At 66.9% G+C, this 17,764-nt stretch carries 13 protein-coding genes; 8 read left to right on the top strand and 5 right to left on the bottom strand.

Features of this window, described 5'->3' with window-relative positions; genetic code table 11:
• Positions 1–34 precede the first annotated feature (34 nt).
• Together Adu01nite_RS23860 and Adu01nite_RS23855 are read left to right on the top strand one after the other, a co-directional pair.
• Positions 35–1,177: a glycosyltransferase family 4 protein gene (locus tag Adu01nite_RS23860; RefSeq protein WP_203729385.1), complete on the top strand. Its 1,143-nt coding sequence runs from the start codon at positions 35–37 to the stop codon at positions 1,175–1,177.
• Positions 1,174–2,364 carry a glycosyltransferase gene (locus Adu01nite_RS23855; protein ID WP_203729383.1) on the top strand — a complete coding sequence of 397 codons (1,191 nt, stop codon included), beginning with the start codon at positions 1,174–1,176 and terminating at the stop codon, positions 2,362–2,364. Before Adu01nite_RS23860 ends, Adu01nite_RS23855 begins: the two co-directional genes overlap by 4 nt.
• Here Adu01nite_RS23855 and Adu01nite_RS23850 read toward each other — a convergent pair.
• The 5 genes from Adu01nite_RS23850 to Adu01nite_RS23830 form a co-directional block, all read right to left on the bottom strand.
• Positions 2,284–2,619, bottom strand: coding sequence for an STAS domain-containing protein (locus tag Adu01nite_RS23850; RefSeq protein ID WP_203729381.1), 336 nt, complete (start codon positions 2,617–2,619; stop codon positions 2,284–2,286). The two genes, Adu01nite_RS23855 and Adu01nite_RS23850, sit on opposite strands and share 81 nt — an antisense overlap.
• A 72-nt stretch (positions 2,620–2,691) precedes the next feature.
• Positions 2,692–3,915, bottom strand: a complete 1,224-nt coding sequence (locus Adu01nite_RS23845; protein WP_203729379.1) for a phytase — start codon at positions 3,913–3,915, stop codon at positions 2,692–2,694.
• Positions 3,916–4,411: 496 nt separating this feature from the next.
• Positions 4,412–6,127, bottom strand: a complete 1,716-nt coding sequence (locus Adu01nite_RS23840) for a UvrD-helicase domain-containing protein (protein WP_203729376.1) — start codon at positions 6,125–6,127, stop codon at positions 4,412–4,414.
• On the bottom strand, positions 6,124–7,998 hold the full coding sequence (locus tag Adu01nite_RS23835; protein ID WP_203729374.1) for an ATP-dependent nuclease: 1,875 nt from the start codon (positions 7,996–7,998) through the stop codon (positions 6,124–6,126). The genes Adu01nite_RS23840 and Adu01nite_RS23835 overlap by 4 nt, the downstream gene beginning before the upstream one ends.
• A gap of 262 nt (positions 7,999–8,260) precedes the next feature.
• The gene (locus Adu01nite_RS23830; RefSeq protein WP_203729372.1) at positions 8,261–9,061 is read right to left on the bottom strand and encodes a hypothetical protein; all 801 of its coding nucleotides are present in this window, start codon (positions 9,059–9,061) and stop codon (positions 8,261–8,263) included.
• 563 nt (positions 9,062–9,624) lie between these two features.
• On the opposite strand from Adu01nite_RS23830, the gene Adu01nite_RS23825 reads away from it, so the two are divergent.
• The 6 genes from Adu01nite_RS23825 to Adu01nite_RS23800 all read left to right on the top strand — a co-directional run bounded on the left by Adu01nite_RS23825 (position 9,625) and on the right by Adu01nite_RS23800 (position 17,760).
• Positions 9,625–10,053, top strand: a complete 429-nt coding sequence (locus Adu01nite_RS23825; protein ID WP_203729370.1) for a hypothetical protein — start codon at positions 9,625–9,627, stop codon at positions 10,051–10,053.
• Positions 10,054–10,356: 303 nt separating this feature from the next.
• Positions 10,357–11,154 (top strand): hypothetical protein, encoded by a 798-nt coding sequence (locus Adu01nite_RS23820; protein ID WP_203729368.1) that lies wholly within the window; start codon positions 10,357–10,359, stop codon positions 11,152–11,154.
• On the top strand, positions 11,151–12,470 hold the full coding sequence (locus Adu01nite_RS23815; RefSeq protein WP_203729366.1) for a helix-turn-helix domain-containing protein: 1,320 nt from the start codon (positions 11,151–11,153) through the stop codon (positions 12,468–12,470). Before Adu01nite_RS23820 ends, Adu01nite_RS23815 begins: the two co-directional genes overlap by 4 nt.
• A 266-nt stretch (positions 12,471–12,736) precedes the next feature.
• On the top strand, positions 12,737–13,270 hold the full coding sequence (locus tag Adu01nite_RS23810) for a tetratricopeptide repeat protein (protein WP_203729364.1): 534 nt from the start codon (positions 12,737–12,739) through the stop codon (positions 13,268–13,270).
• A 180-nt stretch (positions 13,271–13,450) separates the two neighbouring features.
• The gene (locus Adu01nite_RS23805) at positions 13,451–14,296 is read left to right on the top strand and encodes a hypothetical protein (RefSeq protein WP_203729362.1); all 846 of its coding nucleotides are present in this window, start codon (positions 13,451–13,453) and stop codon (positions 14,294–14,296) included.
• A 71-nt stretch (positions 14,297–14,367) separates the two neighbouring features.
• Positions 14,368–17,760, top strand: coding sequence for a DEAD/DEAH box helicase (locus tag Adu01nite_RS23800; RefSeq protein WP_203729360.1), 3,393 nt, complete (start codon positions 14,368–14,370; stop codon positions 17,758–17,760).
• Positions 17,761–17,764: the final 4 nt, after the last annotated feature.

The following is a 17,764-nucleotide window of genomic DNA, read 5'->3' as shown; positions in this document are numbered from 1 at the left end:
TGTGCCGGACATCGGCGCCGATCATCGTGACTGCATGCGAGTCGCTCTGGTCACGGAGTCTTTCCTGCCGGATGTCAACGGAGTCGCGCACTCGGTGGTGCGGGCGGCCGAACATCTGCTGCGCCGGGGGCACCAGCCGATGGTCGTCGCCCCGCAGCCGCCGCCTGCCCTGCGAGATGTGCGGGTCGATGTGCCCTACCCGGTGGTTCGGATCGCGTCGCTGCCCATGCCGGGCTACCCCCAGATCCGGCTCGGGTTGCCCACGCCGACGATGACCGGTGCCATGCGTGCGCATGGCACCGATGTGGTGCACCTGGCCAGCCCGTTCGTGCTGGGTGCGTGGGGGATGGCGGCCGCCCGGTCGCTGAAACTGCCGACCGTCGCGGTCTATCAGACCGATGTGGCCGCCTACGCGCGCGCCTACAAGGTCGGCATGACCGAGGGCGCGGCCTGGCGGTGGATCCGGACCGTGCACAACGCGGCGAACCGGACCCTGGTGCCGTCGAGCGAATCCGGCGCGGCCCTGGGCGCGCACGGGGTGGAGCGCATCCACCTGTGGCGGCGCGGTGTCGACGACGTGCAGTTCCATCCCGGCCGCCGGACGCCCGGCATGCGCCGGGTGCTGTCCCCGAACGGCGAGATCGTGGTCGGTTTCGTCGGCCGGCTCGCCGTCGAGAAGCAGATCGACCTGCTCGCCGACGTGAGCCGGCTGCCCGGCGTGCGCCTGGTGGTCGTCGGCGACGGCCCGGCCGGCCCGGCCCTGCGAAAAGCACTGCCACAGGCGAAGTTCCTCGGCGTACGGCGTGGGCTCCAGCTGGCGCGCATCTACGCGAGCTTCGACATCTTCGCGCACACCGGGCCGTACGAGACGTTCGGTCAGGCCGTGCAGGAGGCGATGGCCAGCGGCCTCCCGGTGGTGGCGCCCAACGCGGGCGGCCCGGTCGATCTCGTGCAGCATGGACGCACCGGATATCTGGTGCGACCCTTCGAGTCGGACGGCTTCACCGCGGCGGTCGCCGAGCTGGCCACCGATCCGTTGAAGCGAGCCACGTTCGGCGCCGCCGGACGCCAGGCGATCGAGGGACGGAGCTGGGCCGCGGTGGGTGACGAGCTGATCGGGCACTACGAGGACGTGTGCGCGGCCGGGATCCTCGAGCGCCGGGCGGTCGCCGCGTGAGGATCGTGCGGGTGGCCAACTTCGTCGCACCCCGCTCGGGCGGGCTGAAGACGGCACTGCGCCATCTCGGCGCCGGCTACCAGGCCGCCGGGCACGAGTCCGTGCTGGTCATCCCGGGTGCGAAGGCCGCCGACGACCAGACCGAGCAGGGCCGGGTGATCACGCTGCCCGGCCCGCAGGTGCCCGGCGTCGGCGGCTACCGGGTGCTGCTGGACCGGCGCCGGCTCTCCGCGACGCTGCGCACGCTGCGCCCCGACCGGCTGGAGATCTCCGACCGGACCACGCTGCGCTGGCTGGGCCGGTGGGCGCGGCGGCACGACGTGCCGTCGATGATGGTGTCGCACGAGAGCCTCGACGGTCTGCTGCGGCTGTTCGGCCCGGCGTCCGGCCGGCGGATCGCCGACGTGCTGAACGGCCGCACCGCCGCCGACCACGATCGGATCGTCTGCACGACGCGGTGGGCGGCCCGCGAGTTCGAGCGGATCGGCGCGCGCAACGTCATGCAGGTGCCGCTCGGCGTCGATCTCGAACGCTTCACCCCCGACCGCGCCGATCCGGCCATGCGGTCCCGCTGGGCCGGCCCCGACGACGTGCTGCTCCTGCACTGCGGCCGGCTTTCGCCGGAGAAGAAACCCCGACGTTCACTTGCGGCCCTGGAGGGCTTGCGACTTCAGGGTGTACGCGCGGTGCTCGTGGTCGCCGGAGCCGGACCGCTCCGCAATGCCCTGCAGGAGGAGGCCGCGGCCCGGGGCCTGCCGGTGCGCTTCCTCGGGCACATCACCGACCCGCTGAAGGTGGCGGCGTTGCAGGCGTCGGCCGACGTGGCGATCGCCCCCGGCCCGATCGAGACGTTCGGACTGTCCGCGCTGGAGACGCTCGCGAGCGGCACCCCGGTGGTGGTGAGTTCGTCGAGCGCGCTGCCCGAGGTGATCGGCGCGGCGGGCGTAGCCGCCGGCGGGGAAGGCCCGGCATACGTCTCGGCGATCCTCGAGCTGCTGTCCCGCCCGACGGATGAGCGGCGCCGAGCGGCCCGGGCCCAGGCCGAGAAGTTCCCCTGGCCGGCCTCGGCGGCCGGGTTCCTGGCCGCCCACGACGTCCGTTCTACGTCAGGCAGTGATCTTGTCGGGCCGGCGGAGACGCTGGGCGGGGACACCGGCCGCGCGCAGGTCGCCGGCGAGCTCGGCTGACGCGTTCTGCAGGAAGACGACCACGCGATGGTCGTCGGCCAGGTCGCAGAGCGCGGCCAGGGTGCCCAGATTGATCGGGTCCACCGCGGACACCTCGGACAGTTCGACGATCAGCCGGAGTGGACGCAGCTTGCGGACCGCGTGCACCAGCACCTGACGGAACTGCACCGCACACTCGGTGTCCAGCACCTCCCGCGGCGTGACCACGAGACTCCCGTCGGCGTCCGTCCGGACGTCGACCGAGAAGTTCGGCATTCGTCAGCCTTCCGTCGCCCCCACGTTTGCCAGGCGGAAAGCTTATGCGGGACGACGGTTAAGGTCGATCCTTCATGCGCCACGAGGGGAAAGACTCAGAGCGCGCCAGTCGACATATTTGAAGTCGGTGCTCACCCGGCCGTCGTCCGGAGTGTTCTCGCCATCGTGCAGGACGAGCAGACCCTGCGGATAACCGGGCAGCGGCACCGAGGTGGCGGCCGCACCATCCGAGTGCTGTACGCCGTCGGCCCGCTTCCCGTCGACCACCCGGAAACTGCCGACCGCCCGGTTGGTGCGCCGGTCGTAGACGTAGAACCGGCTGTCCCCCTGGCTGGAGACGATCAGGTAGCCGTCCCGCTCCCCGGTCGCGTAGATGGTCGCGCCTTCGACATCGGCCCGGATCCGTCCACCGAACCCAGGATCGTCCCCGAGCACGCACTCCTCACTCACCGAGTCGAAGACGCCCGGCACCCCGTACTCCGCGACGTGCTCGACGACCCGCGGCACCCCGGCGAAGTGATCCGAGTCGAGCCGGATCCGCCAGAGCGCCACGTCCTCTTGCGCCGCATAGAGCACTCCGGCCGCGGCGTCGACGACCATGCCCTCGATCTGCGGGTCCTCACCCGGCTCCGCACACGGCGACCAGGTCTCGCCGTTGGGCAGCCGGAACTCCCGCGGCAGATCCAGCAGGTCGGTGTTGCGATAGGTGACCCGGCCACCGCGCTCCTCGAGCCGGAACATCCCGAGCCGGGTGGAGTGCCGCCGGCTGACCACCGCATACCGCCCGTAGGTGGCCAGCCCATATCCGGTCGCCTGGGTGGCCACCTCGTCCTGGTCCTTGCTGAACAGCAGCGGCGCTCCCGCGGCCGTGACGTCGGTGAGCCGCCCGGTCGGTTCGATCCGGTAGACCCGCAGCTGGTCGAGCCCCCGATCGGTGACAACGGCCAGGTCGACGAGACGACCACCGAGCCGGAACCCGGTCACCAGGTCGACGTTGTTGAACCGCCCGTCCGCCGGCGGCGCGATCGACTGCACCTCCCGACCGGTCAGGTCGTAGACCCGCAGCCCACCGTTCTTGGCCGTCCCGATCACGCGACTCTTCGCCTTGTCCGCCCGGTTGACCCAGATAGCCGGATCGTCGGCGTCCGCGTCCCCGCCGGCCGCATCGTCAAACAGCGCCGGAGTCTCCACGGTCGCGGTGATCTCTTTGTCCGGACCACTCCCACCGGCCTGAGCCGGCGCAGCGACAACGGTGGAAAGAGCAACAAGGGCAACGATGCCTGCGGTACGGCGCATATCGCCGACAATCCCCGACCACCTTGGCGTACGGGTGGACAGGGGCTTAACAGGCCGACACGGCTTGATCGCGTGCCGGCCAGGTGCTTGGTGGGCCGCCGGGGACTCGAACCCCGAACCTAAGGATTAAAAGGCTGCAGAATTGGCCAGCCTGAGCGCAGTTAAATTAGGGATGACATGGCCCCTGAACTGCAGAAATGCAGCACCATTGGTGCGCCGCATTCAAGACGTGCGGCTCCGGGGGTGCTCGTCCGTCCAGCGCTAACCGAGTCCGTCATTGATGCGCTCCGGCGTCGTTAATGCCGGAAAATGATCCTCCGTGACGTTTCGACTCTCGGTTGTTCCGGTCACCGAGACCTCCACGCGACGATGCCGGAGCGTATCGGTGCCCGGGACGCCGTCGGGCTAGTAGCCAGAACCGACGTCGATTACGCCGCCCCAGGCTCCACAGGACGCTCGCTGATGGGGCAGCAACCGTGAAGAAAAAGTTCATGCGTTAGCCGACCAGATTCGTTACCCGCCGTGCAGTCAAGTACGCAGTGAGCGGTTCGACCTGATCCGTTCGGACCCCGATTGCGATCAGGCGTTGTGCCCGGGTGACTGCGACGTACCAGCCACGTAGCGACTCGTCGGCGCCGGGATCGCCGCTGATCCAGCGGCTGCTCACGTCGTTGTCCGGAGCGAGCAGCAGAACAGCCGGGTGTTCGTCGCCTTTGACCTGGTGGATGTTGTCGGAGCGAAAGGGTGCCGTCGCCGTCGCGGTGCGCGGCTTCGGTGGTTTACCGCCCAGTTGTCCAGTGCGGCCACGAGGGTTCGCGCCAGGGGGCCGTGAGGCGCTCTTGAGCGCGGTGTTTACGTCGGTGATCCAACTCGTGTGCGGCTCGGGCAGCCTATACACGAAGCCGTAGGCGCGCCGGACGATGCCGGCAAACTCGACGCCGGCGGCGGTACACCGTGCTTCGACGCTTCCGTTTACAGGAGCGTCGGGATACCAATAGCGCAGCAGCATTCTGGCTGCGATCCGGCAGGCATCGTCGACGAGGGCTTGGTCGGCGGTGCCGGACCGGATGACGTGCCAGGCGTGGGCGAGCATGGTGGCGTTGTTCCCCGAAGGGCGCCGGTTCTTGGCCGGCAGGTAGGACCGGCTGTGCGCGGTGATTAAGCAGTCGGCCGGCTGGATGCCGTGGACTTGAGCGTGGTCGAGGAACGCTTCGACAATCGGCCGCCCGGTCGATGCGTGCGTTGCGGCGCCGCTTTTCGGAAACTGGGTCGGCAGGAGGATCAGTGGGGGCTCCACCTGTGGCGGCCGGACCGCGGAGTCCGGCGGGCGGGCACCGGAGCGCAGGGTCGCGGCGGCCTGGCAGATCGTCCGCGAGCTGCGCCAGTTTCCGTTGAGCTCGACGGTCTGTCCGAGTTCGACGGCGAGGTCCCGAAGTGTGCGCAGCTCGGCATCGCGCCAGCTGTAGATCATCTGGTCCGGGTCGGCGACGACGACAAGCGGGATTCCGAGGCGGTGCAGAGCCGTCATGATCTCCACGTCGGTCACCGAGCAGTCCTGGGCCTCGTCGACGACGATCTCGGCGAACCGTGAACGCAACGGGCCGGTGACGTGTTCTCCGGCGGAGAGATACCTCAATGCAAGCAGCCTGCTCTCGTGCCCGGTGACGTACCCGGCCTGGAACTGGGCCTTCCGGGTCTCCATGGCCGCGCTCACCCACCTGTCCCACCCGTATCTGCTGCTGTTGATCAACAAGGTGTGCTCGTGTGAGAGCAGGTCCCGCCGGATGGACTCCTGGCCGGTTTTCGGATCTCTTGCGAAGGTAAATCCGCTCAAGGGAATGGGGCGGTCGAGGTTCACCTCGGCTTGGACTCGTTCCCAGCTGTCGAGCAGTTGCAGCGGCCGGTTCGCCGGAAGGTGCGGTGTCACCAGGGCGTCCCAGATGAAGGCGTCCAGCGTGCCGATGTAGTGGGGGAAAGCGGTCGCTTCGGGTCGGGCGTCGCGGTGGCAGCGGCGGCGCATCTGCGTCGCGGCGGCCCGGGTGAACGACAACAGCGCCCTACCGTGACGCAGCGTGACCGACGGTCCGCGTAGGTGTCGGGAGACGATTACGTGGGTCTTCCCGGCGCCGGGGCAGGCTCGGACGAACAGCGGCGCCTTCGCGGCGATCGCCCGTTCCTGCGCCGCGACGGCCTGCTCGAATACGGCGTTCATCGGGCGGCGGCCGTCCCGAGCGGCTGGGGTACACCGGCGATATAGCGGATGCCGTCGGCGAGATTTTGCGGCACGCGGAAGCCGCATCCCGGGATCAGCAGGTCGGCCAAAGCGTGGGCGAACTCGGGCTTGGAGATGGCCGTGCCTTTGGCCGCCGGATCGTCCTGGCTGGAGATGAACAGCAGCCGGAACATCGCGGGACGCTCACTGACGGGGGCAGCCGCGATTGATGTCCACCGGTGTTCCGACTTGGGTGCACATTCCAGGAATGCCTGGTGGAGCAGTTCTTCGTTCTCTGAGCACATGAGGGTCGGCTCGAGGGTGTGCGGTGCGACGAACCAGTCGATGACTTCTGGTCCGGCCCCGAGCTGTTCGGCTTCGGCCCGCGCGTCGGTTACCCGTGACGGTTCCTCGGTGCCGGTCGCTTTGTCCGAGTCGGTGATCACCGCGATCCGCTGTCCGATTCGGGCGCCGTCGACGGCGGTCAGCAGCACCTTCAAATAGGCGCCGAAACCCACCCCATCGGCGAGGACCATCGTCGCGCCGTGGAACCGATCCATGGCCTCCTGAGCGGCCTGAAGTTGGGATTGGTCAGCACCGTCCGGTGCGGCCAGTACCAGGTCGCCGAGGGCCGGGAGCAGCAAGGCCTCCGACAGCCCCTCGACAAGGATGATCCGTGCGGCGTAGAGCATCGCGTTCTTGGTGACGTCCAGGAACCGGTCGAGCTGCTTGATTTGCTTCTTCTTGAGCCCGAGGTCGGCGACCGCCACGGCCCGGGCCTGCCAGCCGGTGCCCTCCGCGAGCGGGCCGCGGGTCATCACCACGAGGTCCTCGACGCTGACGGCCGCCGACAACACCGGTGAATGCGTCGTCAGCACGACTTGGATGTGTCCGGCGGGCTCAGACGGTTCGGTGATCGCGCGCTCGCGGGAGGCCTTCGCCCGGCGCTTCAGGTAGCGCAGCAGCAGGGTCTGCAACTGCGGGTGCAGATGGGCTTCCGGTTCTTCGATCAGCAGCAGGGTTAGATCCGACTCGCGTGCGGTCTCGAGCTCGGCCAGCACGGTGGCGATGTAGAGCGCGTTCGCGTAGCCCAGGCCGGAGTTGTCGATCGGCGCTGCCAGCGGCAGTTCCGCGTCACCGAGCAGCATGCGTAGTGCCCGGGAGATCGAGGCCAGGCTGGCGTCGGTCACCGTCAGGCCGGCGTGCTGGCGGTGCGCTCCAGAGGTGATCGCCCCGAGCGGCCCGCTGACCGCAGACCCGACGGCCCGGATCGCCTCGTCCTGGGCCAGGGCGGCGAAATGGCCACCGGCACGCTCGACGAACGCGTCGACTCGCTCTTGGCCGCCGAGCAGAGCCTCCAGCATGACCCGGATCCGGGCCCCGCCCGCGGCTCCGAGATCCCGGACCGCGTCACGCAGCGCGGGAAGGTGAACGTGCCGGATCGCTGTACGCGCAACGGGCTCGCTCGGGAACTCCTTGTCCTCGCCGACCTGCCACGTCGTGATGCCCCGGCGGCGTCCAAGCGGTGGGCGTGTGTAGGTCAGCGCCCAGGCAGCAGAGCGTTTCCCATCGTCGGCGGTGCCGGAGAGGAATGCGGCTTGGTAGGTTCCGGCGTGATCCGGGTGGATGTCCTCGAGCACCGTCCGAAGGCTCACCTGGTCGTCCGACCCGGCGCTGTTGAACACGTCACCGTCGGTCAGCGTCAGGCCCCGTCTCCCGTCAAGGGCATCGGTGAGTTGACGTAGGCCATCGATCACCGTGGTCTTACCCGCGTTGTTCTCGCCGGCGAGAACGGTTACCTCGGGCCGCAGGCGAACGCTGACCTGGCGGCACGACCGGTAATTCTTGATCACGATGGTGGAAACGAACATGGCTGGCTCCTGCGGCAACCAGAGTTCATGATCGCAGCGAGCCGGACATGAACGTCGGAAATCAGATTCACTTCCCGAGGCGCGTCGCCTTCGCCCTATGCACCACCGGACGAGGGCGTGTTCTGGCGCCTTGCTGGGCAGCATAAATCCGACGCGGGTCACGAAACGCTCGTCTGCGCCAGATGAAGTGGCCGCCCCCGGGGAGCGGCCGCTGCCGTGGTTTCCTAGTCTGGGAGCACGGCAGGGCCGCTGGGCTAACGTCTCAGCTGGCGCGGCTGCTGGCGCCCCCCGCTTCGCCTGCTTCTCGGCGAACCCGCACCGGGGCGTCCGGGACGGTGTTGGGTCCGGTCGGCATCGGGGTGTTGACCACCCGGTTGCCGCTGCCCATGGGCCGGAAGCCGTCGAGGTCCTGCAGCCACCACCAGGACGGGCCGCCGCCGGAGTTCAGGCGCGGGCGGCCGAGGGCCAGCTCGGTGCGGCCGGTGAGCGAGTCGGCCGTGTGCACGATCACGAACGTGGTGAGGTCCAGCTCGGTGTCGGTGGCCTGCACGGCTGACATGTCGATGTCGGTGCCCTCCGGGAGGGCCTCGAAGAGCATGGGCTGCTCCGGCTGGGGGTTACGCTGATTCGCGACGCGCTGCTTGGTCTTGCTCTTCGCGGACCAGAGGATCTTCTTGGTCTTGCCGTAGGGGGCCGATATGAGCAGGATCCGGTACTGGCCGATGACCCACCCCGGGCTGCCATTGAGGTCGTTACGGATCGCGACGCCGGCGGGGATGCGGGGCATCAGCGTGATGTCGTTCTCGGACAGCCCGGCGAGCAGCTGGTCGAGGTCGGCGTCGGTGTCTCCGGAGGGGACGGCGAAGCGCCCGCAGTGGAAGACCCGGTCGATCCTGTCCCGGAAGAGGGTGTAACGCGACACTCCGAAGAAGGCGGCGTCGTGTCCGTCCTCCTCCGAGTAGTCCTCCAGCGCCTTGGCCACCGCGGAGCCATACGCCCAGCGGTAGGCGGTGAGGGCGTTGACTTCGGAGAGGTCTTCGATGGCATCCTGCTGTTCGCTCACGCGAAGAAGATACACCGATAGAAGAGTTTCGTGCGCGAAACTGAACCACAGCGGCGTGTCCTCGACTCAAAGTAACCCAGATCACCATCTGTACCAGTCGGCCGGCAGGGGGCTCACGGCTACCCGTCCCGGCCGGCCCACCGAGCCCCGCTCGGCGCTCGCTCTCGTGCGAGAAGGCGATCTCAACCCGGGGCTTCACCACTTTAGAGAGGGTCGGGCCCACTCGGCGGCGATCCACGACCATGCCCGACCCCCGGGCCGGGCAAAAGGACCGAATGGTCGCACGGGCCGAGTGAGGACCGGGAACATGGTGGCCATGGTGAGTATCGAAGAGGTCCTGCGGGAGCGGGGAGGCCTGTCCACGTTCGTCGTCCACCTCACCGTGGCGACAGCCCCCGCAGCAACCTCGACTCAATCTTGACCAACACGGCAGTCGAGGACCCGAGCTACTTCGGCACGAAGCCGTCCCGAGATCTCGCGGAGAAGCATCACCGTACCCAGCTGAAGGCGTCGCGGAAGGCGGCCTGCCACACCGAGACCCCGCTGCGATTCGTCCGGCTGATGTGCGGGACATCAAGAGCCGGACCATAGACTTCGCCCCGCACGGCATCGCGTTCACCCGCACCTTCGCCCGCTCCAAGGGCTTGAAACCAGTCAAGCACGCCGGCCGGCACTACCTGCCCGAGGATCCCCGGCTGTGGCCCATCGTCCCCGCCCCGGACATGATCAACAGCGCTTTCTACACCGGCATGTCGCCGGAAGATCTGGCCGAGCTCCCGATCTTCAAACTGACGCCGTTCATCGAGACGATGCGCCGCCCCAAGGGTGGCGCCCGCAAGGAGTTCTGGTGGAAACGCGAGTGGCGCAAGTTCGGCGACCTCGGCTTCCTGCCCAGCATGGCCGTCGTGCTGGCACCCGCCGGCGAGCATGACGCCTCACGGGCAGCGGTACAGCACATGCCCGGCTACAGCGACGTCCGGATGTCGACGTGAACTGGACCGCGGAGCAGATCGAGGTGGCCATCGCTGGCCTCAACAACGAACCCTTCCCTCCGTAGCCGCAGCCTGCCGCCGAGACTCCGGTTATGTGGGGTGCGTCTGTGCGAATCGTCACCGGCGCGGTGTTGTAGATCATGGACTATGGGTACGAAGAGTGAAAAGTTAGGGCGATTGAACCATTCACTCCACCCGCACGTAACGGAGCGTGTAAATGTATCGGTTTGGTGTCGCACTCAGACGCGCCAAAACGGTTCAGTTTTACGCTAAAGAATCTGACAATGGTGTAAGTTGATCGACGTGAGCGAACAGCAGGACGTGATCGAGGAACTCGAGACGGCCGGGATCCTGGAAGGCATACGGTGGGCCTACAGCAGCGCCGTTACCCGGGCCCTGGACTACTACTCGGAGGACGACGGCCACGATGCCACCTTGCTCGGAACGCTGCGTTACACCCTGTTTCGTGACCGGCTAGACCGGGTCTTCCACTGCGAGCGCTACGCCGTTCCCTCCGGCGACGACGCCGCAGACCTCGACCACCTGTTCGCGAGACTGTCGCCCCGCGAGATCGACACGATGCCGCGCCTCGCGGGCCTCGTCACCCGCAACGACCTCAACAACAGTCCCGGATGGACCTCCGCTACCTATCGCCTGCTGCTCGTCTCCGGCGACTACGGGGAGCTCCATCAGATCCCTTGGTCACGTAAAAGCCCAACGAAGCAGCAAGTCGCCACGCAGCGCAATCCGGAACCGCCGCCACCGTCCCTCTTCGATGAGCTCGACGAGGGCGGTAACGACTGGATCACCACGTTCACCGGCGACACCGAACTCGATCTGACGACGTTCGTTCTCGCCAACAGCCTCGACCCACTCAGCCAGCGCCACGAACTGATGCTGGGCCGGCCACGCCTGAACACCGACAGCGGACCCGCCTGGCACTGGTTACAGGACCTGCTCGGCATGCCACCCAGCGACGGATCACGGCGCATGGTCGACGCACCACTGCCGACAGGCACCAGCTCCGTTCCTGACGCCCCTGTCCGCCTGCGAAGGCACGAGGGTCAGCAACAGAACAAGATTGCCAGTGATACCCCATGAACCTGTTCCCCACCCATCTCGACCGCGCCGCCGAGATCGCACCGGTCTTCGACGGCACCCGGCTCACTCTCGCGCGGCAACTCGCCGGCTTGCGTAAGAACGAACTCGCCTCGCGCATCGAGAAGAGCGCCACCGCGGTGACCAGCTGGGAGACCGGAGCGAAACGTCCAACCGCTGCCACCATCGCTCAACTGTCACTGAGCCTGTCCGTCGAACCAGGCTTCTTCGCCGTCGGCTCGCACGATCTGACCGCGGCAGGAATCACGCCGCACTTCCGGTCACTGCGCTCCACCACTCAATTGATCCGGGATCAGGCGTTCGCGTACGGGCAGCTCGCCGCTGACGTCGCTGACGGTCTGGAACGGCATGTCGAGTTCCCGGAGCCGGACGTGCCGCTCGTCGACGACGCCGCCGAAGACGCCGACGGCGACGGACCTGAGCAAGCGGCACGCCTTCTCAGGCAGGCGTGGCAGGTGCCGGACGGCCCGCTGAAACACGTCATCCGCATGGTCGAGCACCACGGCGTACTGGTCGTGTTCAGCCCGGTCGGAGCCGCCTCCGTCGACGCCTACTCCTTCAACGCCCGGGCGCGACCGGTCATGGTCCTCAACCCAGTCAAACGCGACTACTACCGGCAACGCTTCGACATCGCCCACGAGCTCGGCCACCTCGTCATGCACGGTGACGCAGAACCCGGGGGCCGCGTCGTCGAGAACCAGGCACACCGGTTCGCCGCCGAACTTCTCATGCCGGCCGCCGAGATCCGCGACCTCCTGCCTTCCAGCATGAGCTCCGGCACGTGGCGCACTCTGGGACAGCTGAAGGAAACCTGGGGCGTCAGCATGCAAGCACTCCTACACCGCGCGCGATGGCTCGGCAAACTCAGCGACGTCTCCTACCGCAACGCGATGACCGCGGTGTCCACCCGCGGATGGCGACGCAGCGAACCCGGCAGAGTCAACGTGATCGAACAGCCATCGCTGCTGCCCAAGGCAGTTGAACTACTTGAGCAGGAAGGCATCGGCGAACGGCAACTACTCGAATCAAGCCGAGTACCTGCGCACTTGTTCCACATCATCACGGCGCGGACACCTGAGACCAGTCCCGCAGGCGCTCCCGTCGAGGATGACAGCAAGCTTGCCACCGTCGTGTCGCTGCTCGACTACAGCCGACGGAACGAGCGGGCCGACACCGCTGCGTCCGACCAGTCGACGACGACAAACCGTAGACACCTCCGATCAAGCTTCTCTAGGCCGCCTACGGTCCGCCCCTCCACGGGCCGGTCCCAACCAATTCAGCCGGGAGGATCAGACTGAACGCTATGGCACTTGATCGCGACCGAGCAGCTACACCTTGAAGCCAACAGCGGAGGAGTACATCAGGGTCGCCTGCGTCCTGATTCATGGCGCAGGAAAATTTTGAGGACGGTCAATACGCCACAGCGGCGGCCGGCACTGACGGTGACGACAGCAGCCGCGGTGATCGCCAGGTAGCCGTGGCGACCCAAACAGCGGCAGTTTGGGCGCCTGGGAGTGGAAGTGCCACAAGCTCCGTCATCGTGTCCTCCGGTAGTTCCCGTCGCATGTTGACGAGCACAGTTGTCGCAGCCCTCAACGCGAACGTCGCCTATTTCGGGGGCGAGTACCTGCGCGTGGCCAGAAGCTACATCAACCTTGCACAGCTCATGAGCCGGATCGACTGGCCGGGTCAGGCCCGTCCCCACCAAGCCAGGGCGGCGGCCATCGTTGAGGGGATCTTCGGACCCGACCACCCCGCCACGATCGCGGCTCTGGACGATCTCACCAAAATCCTGATCGACCTCGACCTACCCCACGAGGCCCGAGCCTCTTCTCCGACGGTCGCTGGAGGCCGCCGAAGAAGGCCTCGGCATCGACAATCCCGACCTCGCCATGCGGATGCACGCCCTCGCCGAGGTCCTCCAATAGCAAGGCACCTCGAGCAGGCACGCGACCTCATCCGGGAGGCCCTGTCGATCTCCGAAACGTCGTACGGCCCAGTTCACCCAGACGTCGCGATCGGTCTGAACAATCTCGCCGTGGTGACCAGCAGGATCGACGGTCACGCCGCCGCCGCGCAGATCCTGCGCAAGGCATAAGACGCCGCCCGGGCGCTGGAGGACAACCCTGAGATGTACGAACCCTTCGCAAGAACCTTGACGACCACCTAGCCCTAACCGGAGACCAGCCCCAGCTCCCAACGTAACAATGCCTACACGTTGCACGTCGTCCGATAATGGAGACGTGGAGTTCAGTGTGGAACCCGAGGGCGTGCGGCCGTGACGCTCCCGCATGATCTTTCTCCTCTGCTGGCGCTCCAGCAGAGTCCTGCGGGGTCCCCGGTCGAGTACGTGATCGGCGGCCTGCTGCTCACGGGAGGTGTGCGTGAGGAGGCGGCACAGCTCCTTGCCGATGACGCCATGGTCATCGCATGCGGAAAAGCCGAGGTGCTGGATTGGTGGCGGGCGCGTCGCAACGGCGGGGCACCGCACACTGGCACCCGGGAGAAGGCCGTCAAAACCTATGCAGGTATCGCGTTCGGCTCGCCAGGCGCCCCCGTCAACGAGCACCACGTTCAGGGTCATGTCGCCGAACTGCTGTGGAGCCGTGTCATGCGTGAACGGTCCGTCTGCCGGGACGGCCGCCGGCTGGTCAAGGCCCATCCAGTGAAGGCCGACCCTCTCGAGCCGGGTGGCGACGGTCTGGTCATCTATCAAGATTCAGACGGTGTTCTGGTCTTTCGGCTCTGGGAGATCAAGAAGCACGAGCAGCAGGGCGCAGTGTCGACGACCATCAACCGGGCGAGCAAGCAGCTCAGCGAGCGCGGGGCCGAGTACCTGGCCAAGCTCGCCGGGCCAGAAACGCTCGAGGCCGACGGACAGCTTGGGCAGTTATATGCGGACATGGTCGAACTCTGGTTCGACCGCAGCGCCCGGGCTGGAGTCGGCGTGTCAGTAGGGACCTCGAGCGGACGCGAGCCACGACTCCCGCAGGCTTTCGGGTCGATCAGGACGGCGTTTCCCCAGTTCACCGACGCGGCGCAGACTGAAGGTGTCGTTGTCGCGATCCCGGACTTCGCGGACTTCGCCGATCGGGTAAAGGAGATCGTGTGGAGCGGTCTTTAGATCTTGGGCTCCTTCGTGACGCTCTCGCCGGCCGGACAAACCTGCCGAGCGCCGAGGAGCTCCAGCAGCTCATGGCCGATGTCGAGGTTCAGCTGTTCCTACGCGAACCGCAGGTCGCCCAGAGCCTGCTGGATGCGGCTTGGTACCTGCACGCAGTGGCCTCGATTCATCAAGCGCGCCAGCGCTACACCCTTGCCCGCCAGCGGCAAGCCTTCCTGGTCAGCGCCCACATCTTCGATCTCGCCCTGAACCAGGACAACTGGGGCGTGACCGAACGGCTGTCCCTTGGGTTCGCTGCCGCCATCGGATACCGGCGCGGCGGGCGGGACCCAAACGCGACCGCGATCATGAACCGGCTTCGTGAGCACATCGACGTTGAGACCCCGGCGGTTGATCACATCGCGACCCTCTCGCTCGAAGCCGGTTTGGCGTTCCTGGGCTTCGAGACAAGGACCTTGTTCCGCTGGTTCGCCATCTGGCGCAGGCAGCTTAACGCGATAGCCCGAGACTCCGGCCTGGACGACCTGACGACCACCGTATTCGGCCCCACCCACATGGTTGTGCTCGGCGCCGAGGACGTCCTGGCCTACCTCGCCACCGGCCGTACCGACCGACTGGAACGCGGCACCGAGCGGCTCCGGACGGCTGCGATCGGCGAAGCCGGCCCCGAAGACCTTCACTCCCGTTGGGTGGCCAACCACCTGCTATCGCTGTCCGGGGAAGCAGCAGACGGTTCGCTGTGGAACCCCGACATCATCCCGCCGAGCGTGTCACCGCTGGTGCGGCAGGCATTCACCATGGCCAGTCCACCTGTAATGACCCTCTGGGAACCTCAGCGTGCTTTGCTCACCGGCGACCAGTCACCGTTCGATCCCGGCATGCGCCGCATGGTCCTCGCCGTACCCACCAGCGGCGGCAAGACCTTGCTCGGGCAACTGTTGTCGGTCGAGCACCTGGCTCGCACGGACCGCAGCATCTGCTATGTCGTACCGACGCGCAGCCTTGGCCGTGAAGTCCGCCGGGCGATGTCGGGCCGGGTGCGGGTGCTGCAGAAGGAGACCGGCGCCGAACAACCCGATTTCCCAGGTATATGGGCGCTGTTCGACGCGGCCGGAACGGAAGAGCCCCCCGACGTCGAAGTCATGACCCCGGAACGGCTGGCTCACCTGCTGCGCCACGACGCCGACGCCGTGCTCGACCGGTTCGCGCTGTTCGTATTCGACGAGGCCCAGCTGCTCAAGGAGACCGGCCGCGGATTCACCCTTGAACAAGTGATCGCGCTGCTGGATCACCTCACGGCCGATACAGACCACCAGATCATCCTCATCTCCGCCGCGATGGGAAACGCTGGCGAGATCGCCCAGTGGCTCGATCCCACCGGCGGATGCCTCAAGCACGAATCTCAATGGCGGGGCCCTCGCCGGCTTCACGCCGCGTTCACCACACGCGCCAACTGGGACGCGACTCGTGTGGTGAACACAACCGGCAAGAAATGGAAATACCGGCACCTGACACCGCTCACAGGACTAATCCGGCTCCGGCTAGCTGAGAACCGCACCTCCAGACTCGCTATTCGCCCGGGCCGGGAGTGGATTCTCGCGCGTAAGTCGGCCACTCGGCATTCTTCACCGGAGATCGACAACACCCACAGCACTAAGAAGTACGTGATCGCCAGCGCGATGATCACTTTGCTGGGCCACGCTGGATCCGTCCTGATCGTCGCGACGACGCGAAAACAGGCCCAGCAACTTGCCGAAGGCATCGCCGACAAATGCGGCGAACAGCCAGCGCTGGCCGCACTGGTCGACTTCGTTCGCCAGCAGCTCGGCGACGCCCACCCGCTCGTCGGCGTACTGCGTCACGGAGTCGGCTTCCACCATGCCGGCCTGCCAGTCGAGGTCCTCGAGGCACTTGAGGCAGCGGTCCGCGACGACACCCTGCCGTACCTGACCTGCACGTCCACGCTGACCGACGGTGTGAACCTGCCGGTCCGGACGGTCGTCATCTACGACCAGCCCTTTCCCGGTCAATCTGAGGAGAGCCGGTTGAGCGGCGCCCGCCTAGTCAACGCCATGGGCCGCGCCGGCCGAGCGGGCAAGGAAACCGAAGGGTGGATCGTTCTCGTCCGCGCCGCCGAGCCGACCGCCCAAGACTTCCGTGACCTCAACCCGAGCCCCGAAGACCTCGCCGTCACTTCTTCGCTTATCACCGAGCAGGCGCTGGAAGCCTTCGCCCTCAGCGAGGAGCAGCTACGCGCAGACGAGGACGCCATCTTCACCACGTTCGACGCCGCCGGAGACTTCATCAGCTTCGTGTGGCTGGTCCTGGCGACAAAGGAAGGCCGCGGCACCGACCCTGCACAACTCGACCCGGCCGACATCGCCGGCATCACCCTGGCCGCAATACAGTCACCGGTCGCCCGCCAGTCTGGCGCCCGACTTGCCGCAGTTACCCAGCGGCGATACCTAGCCACCAACCCGGCAACTAGGCGCCGCTGGGCCCGCACAGGCACATCGATCGGCTCGGCCCGATCCATCGACCAGCTCGCAAACGACCTTGCCACCGCGATCCTGGAAGCCAACCGCCAGGGAACCCTAGCGAGCCTGCTCGCCCCGGCCGAAACCATCCACCGCATACCGACCGTGTTCCAGAAGCTGCTTGATCTACACGAAGCGCCGGACTGGCGTTTCCGGACCACTCAGCGTGGAGACGACATCGAGGTCAGCCCCGTCGAGCTGCTGGTCGACTGGGTCTCCGGTCACACGCTGCCGCAACTTGCCGACACGCATCTCGCCGCATGTCCAGACCCGGCGCATCGCATCGAGCAAATGGTCGGCGCCGCCTCCGAACACTTCGAGCATTACCTCGCTTGGACCGTCGGCGCCGTCGTCGAACTCGTCAACAACCAGCTGCTCGACGCCGATGTCGAGGTACGCCTATGCCCCGAACTCGCCGGCTACATCCGCTACGGCGTCGATTCTCTGCACGCCCTACGACTCATGACCTCCGGAATCCGTTCACGCAGGCTCGCACACGCAGTAGCCCGGGACCGGCCACTCGACCTCGAACCGACGCACGACGACCTCCGCACCTGGCTTGCCGGCATGGGAATCGTCGAATGGCGCGACCGATACGGTGCCTCCGCCTCCGAGGTTCTCGACCTACTGGACTACACACGGCTCCGCAGTCGAAGTCTGCTCAAGACCCTGCTCGAAACCGGCGCCGTCACCATCGACGTTCTCGACCTCCAAGACCCGCCGGACCGCGCCCGCCTAACCCTACGGCCTTTGGCAGGCGATCCAGAACCGGCGCCGATTGCGGCCTACGCCGACGATCAGATCGTCGCGACAATCTCTGCCACGGACCACGCAGACATCCAGGCGATTCTCGACACCGGCCTCGACATCGACTACAACCTCATCGGCTCGACCTTGCATTTGGCACTCTCCCTTACGGAACCGTAGCCGA

This window comes from Paractinoplanes durhamensis, from assembly GCF_016862175.1.
In the GTDB taxonomy this organism is placed as follows: domain Bacteria; phylum Actinomycetota; class Actinomycetes; order Mycobacteriales; family Micromonosporaceae; genus Actinoplanes; species Actinoplanes durhamensis.
Note: the sequence above shows the minus strand (reverse complement) of the source record. Positions and strands in the feature narration are given on the sequence as shown.

Bases quoted from the DNA above. Each gene is read 5' to 3' on its own strand.
- Adu01nite_RS23860 (WP_203729385.1), top strand. From the start codon at position 35: ATGCGAGTCGCTCTGGTCACGGAGTCTTTCCTGCCGGATGTCAACGGA.
- Adu01nite_RS23850 (WP_203729381.1), bottom strand. From the start codon at position 2,619: ATGCCGAACTTCTCGGTCGACGTCCGGACGGACGCCGACGGGAGTCTC.
- Adu01nite_RS23845 (WP_203729379.1), bottom strand. From the start codon at position 3,915: ATGCGCCGTACCGCAGGCATCGTTGCCCTTGTTGCTCTTTCCACCGTT.
- Adu01nite_RS23840 (WP_203729376.1), bottom strand. From the start codon at position 6,127: ATGAACGCCGTATTCGAGCAGGCCGTCGCGGCGCAGGAACGGGCGATC.
- Adu01nite_RS23835 (WP_203729374.1), bottom strand. From the start codon at position 7,998: ATGTTCGTTTCCACCATCGTGATCAAGAATTACCGGTCGTGCCGCCAG.
- Adu01nite_RS23815 (WP_203729366.1), top strand. From the start codon at position 11,151: ATGAACCTGTTCCCCACCCATCTCGACCGCGCCGCCGAGATCGCACCG.
- Adu01nite_RS23810 (WP_203729364.1), top strand. From the start codon at position 12,737: ATGTTGACGAGCACAGTTGTCGCAGCCCTCAACGCGAACGTCGCCTAT.
- Adu01nite_RS23800 (WP_203729360.1), top strand. From the start codon at position 14,368: ATGGCCGATGTCGAGGTTCAGCTGTTCCTACGCGAACCGCAGGTCGCC.